This is a genomic window from Limnothrix redekei LRLZ20PSL1, assembly GCF_043235035.1.
Taxonomy (GTDB): domain Bacteria; phylum Cyanobacteriota; class Cyanobacteriia; order CACIAM-69d; family CACIAM-69d; genus CACIAM-69d.
The window spans coordinates 1-5,141 of the sequence record NZ_JAZAQF010000036.1; the positions used below are offsets into that span (position 1 = coordinate 1).

General features: G+C 42.0%; 2 protein-coding genes. Both read left to right on the top strand.

What is annotated here, in order from left to right; genetic code table 11:
- The first annotated feature begins 118 nt into the window (after nt 1-118).
- Entirely contained in the window at nt 119-4,237 is a 4,119-nt protein-coding gene (locus VPK24_RS06990; protein WP_393011645.1) for an ATP-binding sensor histidine kinase, read from the top strand.
- Nucleotides 4,238-4,323: 86 nt separating this feature from the next.
- Nucleotides 4,324-5,141, top strand: an 818-nt coding sequence (locus tag VPK24_RS06995) for a serine/threonine protein kinase (RefSeq protein ID WP_393011647.1), incomplete at its 3' end; no start/stop codon positions are given.

Here is a 5,141-nt window from a genome sequence, read left to right on the forward strand (position 1 = left end):
GATCACGCAGGTTTACAAGTTTTTTCAGTCTGAGGCAGTTGAGCAGATTGAAGCTCAGAATCATGCCAATCCAGCCTATCGATTCCTGCACGATCGGGTGCAACAGGCGGCTTATTCTTTGATTGCCGAAGAGCAAAAGCAAGCCACCCATCTCAGGATTGGACAACTCCTACTGAATAGTACGCCACAGGAAGAATTAGAAGCCACAGTTTTTGATATTGTCAATCACTTGAATATAGGAATTGATTTAACCAATGATCAATCCTGGAAGCACAAGCTGGCTCAATTAAATTTAATGGCCGGCGAAAAGGCAAAGAAATCTAATGCTCATGCCACAGCAATTAAGCACTTAAACCTTGGAATCGAGCTGCTATCTGTTGATAGCTGGGAAGCTAACTATGAACTGACTTTTTTCCTGTATCGGGAATGTGCTGAATGTGAATATCTGAATGGCAATTTCCAAGCCAGCCGGCAACTTTTAGACATTGCTTTCCAGCATACGTCTATCAACCTAGATCAAGCCAAGCTTTATTCAATTTTGATGAATCTTTGCATGACTCAAGGGGATAACTTTGCCAATGGAATTTCTGCGGGGCTAGAAGGCCTAGAAGTTTTAGGATTATCAGTTCCAAGAAAAGACAATGAATTACAACAATTAATCTCTGACGACCAACAACAGGTACAGCAATTTTTGGCAAGTATTGATATTGCAAGTCTTTATGATCATCAAGTACAAACCGATCTTGAACAAAACTTTATCATGCGCCTTTTGGTTGATTTATGGACTTTAGCTTACTTGGATGCCAATATTGATTTATTGCAACTGACTGTTTTAAAAATTGTATTATTGTCCCTTAAATTCGGCAACACTAGTCTTTCTGCTTTTGGCTATGTTACCTATGCCATGAATTTAGCATTTGATCAAAATTACTCAACAGCCTATCAACTAGCTCAAGTAGCTTTGAAGCTGAATGAAAAATTCAATCGAACTGACTTAGTTGGCAAGGTTAATAATTTATTTTGCCATTCAATCAATCCTTACAATCGCCCCTTTGCAACCAACATTGCTCTTTATCAAGAATCCTATCAACGTTGTAGAGATTGTGGTGATCTAACTTATGGTGTTTGGGCTTTATTTTTTATTATTTGGACGAAATTAGAGATTGGGGAAGACTTGCAGGAAGTTGAAAAAGATGCTGAGAAGTATCTGAATTCTTTGAAAGAGGCAGGTGACTCTAACATGCTGTTTTCCTTTTTGGCATTACAGCGAGTGATTAAAAACTTACAAGGCAAGGGCAAATCTATTCATAGCTTGAATGATGACATTTTTGATGAAGATCTATGCGTAACCAAATGGCGCGAAAATAATTTTGATCATGGCTTGAATTGGTTTTATTATACAAAGACACAGTTATTTTACACTTATGAGCAATATGAAGCAGCGCTGCAAGCCTGTCATATTGTTCAGGATAAAATTGCAGCCAATTTTGGTTTCTTTCCAGTAACTAAATATTATTTTTATTATTTATTAATTCTAACGGCAATTTATCCGAATTCCTCTGAGCAAGATCAAAAGCGTTACTGGCAAGTCATAGAATCACACCAACAACAGATTCAAACTTGGGCTAACAGTTGTCCTGAAAATTTTCTACATCAATTTTTGCTCGTTTCCGCTGAAATTGCACGCATTCAAAATCAGAAACTAAAAGCAATTGAATTGTACGAGCAGGCGATTTTAGCAGCAAAAACGGAGCAGTTGACCCATCATGAAGCTCTTGCCAATGAGCTTACTGCTAAGTTTTATCTTGACTGGGGTAAAGAAAAATTTGCCGCAGGCTACATGCAAGAAGCCTATTACTGTTATGCGCGTTGGGGCGCAAAAGCCAAAATCGATGACTTAGAAGAACGTTATCCTCAATTATTGCAACCTATTTTGCAAGCGGCCAACCAGCGCTTAACTATTTTAGAAACTCTTTCGAGCATTACTGCTCCTGTCTATTCAATTCATGCCACGCCTCACACACATTCTGCTAGCAATATCAACCAGACTCTAGATTTAGCTACGTTGCTGCAAATTTCTCAGACCTTCGCCAGCACGATCGCCCTGGATGAACTGCTCAAAAAGCTGACCCAAGCCATGCTTGAAAACTCTGGAGCAGATGGATGTGCCTTAATGCTTTGCGAGAATGATCGATGGCAAGTTCGAGTAATGGCAAATACAGAACAAGTAGCACTGAAAGCTGTGCCGCTAGAAGATAACTCTACGGTTCCTACTAAACTGATTCATTACGTAAAGAACACTGCAATGACAGTGGTGGTTGATGATCTCAAGACTGAGCTTCCCGTAATTGGCGATTACCTCGTTCAACATCAACCTAAGAGCGTATTGTGCTTGCCGATTTTCAGTCAAGGAAATTTACACGCTATTTTATATTTGGAAAGTCGATCAACCAGTGGCGTATTCACGAGCGATCGCATTGCAGTGCTTAACTTTCTTTGCACCCAAGCAGCAATTTCTCTGGAAAATGCGCGGCTCTATCAACAATCCCAGGAACATAGCCAACAATTAGAGCAATCTCTTCATGAATTAGATACTACCCAATCTCGCTTCCATCATCTAGTGGATAACGTCCCGGGGGTGGTGTATCAGTTCCTCATGAAAACTGATGGCTCAGTATCAATGCCATATATTAGTAATGCTTGTTACGACCTGTATGAAGTTACGGCTGAACAGGCGATCACTGATGTCCAAATTCTTTTGGATATGGTGCATCCAGAAGATGCTGAATCACATCGTCAGTCCATTTCTGACTCAGTCCAAAACTTAACTCCTTGGCGCTGGGAAGGGCGAATTATTACATTATCTGGAAAAGTTAAATGGATTCATGGAGAAGCACGAATTGAAAAACTCCCAGATGGTGCATTGGTGTGGGATGGCCTCTTGTTAGATATCAGCAATCGTAAGGAAGCTGAAGCTGCGTTGATTGAGAGCGAGGCCTATCACCGCACACTTTTTGATCAAGCATCGATTGGGTTAGCGCTGTGCAGAATGAATGGGCAACTGCTCTATTGCAATCCTGCCTATGCCAAGATCGTAGGACGAACAACTGATGAGCTTCCTACACTAACCTACTTTGAAATTACACCAGCGTCCTATGGTGATCAAGAGCAACTACAGACGCAACGCCTCCAGACTACTGGGCGCTATGGTCCCTATGAAAAAGAATATATTCACAAAGATGGTCATCTTGTTCCTGTTCGATTGTCTGGGATTCTTGTGGAGCGAAATGATGAGCAATTTATTTGGTCTAGTGTTGAAGATATTAGTGATCGCAAAGCTGCAGAAGCCACAATTCAGCAAAAGTCTGAAGATTTAGAGCGTACATTGCAGGAACTCAAAGATGCTCAGTTGCAAATGGTTCAGAGCGAAAAGATGGCATCGCTAGGAAATCTAGTGGCGGGGGTTGCCCATGAAATTAACAACCCGATCGGCTTCCTCAATGGCAGCATCAATAATGGTAAAGAGCATGTACAGGACTTGCTTGAACATTTAGCCCTATATCAGCAGCATTATCCTAGTCCTACTTCCCCGATTCAAGATCACGCTGAAGATATTGATTTGGAATATGTTTGCGAAGATTTGCCCCAACTCCTGAATTCAATGCAAGGAGCAACCGATCGCATTAAATCGATTAGTACCAGTTTGCGAACTTTCTCCCGTGCGGATACGGAGTATAAAGTCAGCGCTAACCTGCATGAAGGGATTGATAGTACGCTGCTGATTCTGAAATATCGACTCAAGGCGAATGCCAATCGACCCGCGATCGAGGTAATTACCAACTATGGTGAAATACCACTGATCGATTGCTTCCCGGGACAGCTCAACCAGGTATTTATGAATATTCTGGCTAACGCGATCGATATGTTTGATGAGATAGCCCAGGGGCGATCGTTCAAGGAATTAGAAGCGCATCCTCAACAGATCACCATCAGCACAACGCTGGTTAACGACCAGGTACAAATTACGATTCGGGACAATGGCAAGGGGATGAATGTAGAAGTGCAGTCAAGAATCTTTGACCACTTGTTCACCACAAAATCTGTGGGTAAAGGCACAGGGTTGGGTCTTGCGATCGCCCAACAAATTGTAGTGGATAAACATAGCGGCAGTCTGACCGTTGAATCGGAGCCAGGACAAGGCGCTGAATTTTTGATTCGACTGCCGATCAAGTCATAAGTTCTATTACGCAATACTAATCTGTTATATCGAAACAAATAAGGAAGCTTTACACTGAAAAGTAGGATTTTTCCTTAACCACATCCATGCCACCTCTCGCTAGCTCTTCATCCCAGCCATTGCCTGCAATTGCTGGCTACACAATCACCGAACAACTTTATTGGGGATCGCGAACGGCTGTCTATCGCGCTGTCCAGGATGCGGATCAGCGATCGGTGGTGTTGAAAATCCTGCTGTCGGACTATCCCACCTTTGGCGAATTGGTGCAATTTCGGAATCAATATGCGATCGCCAAAAACCTCAATTTGCCTGGCATCATTCACCCCCTAAATCTCCAAACTGTGGGTAATGGCTACGCACTCGTAATGGAAGATTGGGGAGGATTGTCCCTCAATCAATATCTACAGCAGCACACGCTTAATTGGGTCGAAGTGCTCAAGATCGCGCTGCAATTGGCCCGCATTCTGCACGATTTGCATCAGCAACGCGTTATTCATAAAGATATTAAACCCGCCAATATTCTAATTAATCCCACCTCAAAAGAAATTAAATTAATTGATTTCAGCATTGCCTCTTTATTACCTAAAGAAACTCAAGAAATTCAAAACCCAAACATTTTAGAGGGAACTTTAGCCTACTTAGCTCCTGAACAAACCGGGCGCATGAATCGTGGCATTGACTATCGAGCTGATTACTATTCCCTAGGAGTCACTCTCTATCAATTACTAACTATAACCAATACGCTTCCCTTCATTTCCAATGATCCCTTAGAGTTGTTGCATTGTCATATTGCTAAAACAGCACAGCCAGTGGATCAGGTAAATCCGTCAGTGCCCAGGATTGTAGGGGCGATCGTGACAAAGCTGATGGCTAAAAATGCTGAGGATCGATATCAAAGTGCTTT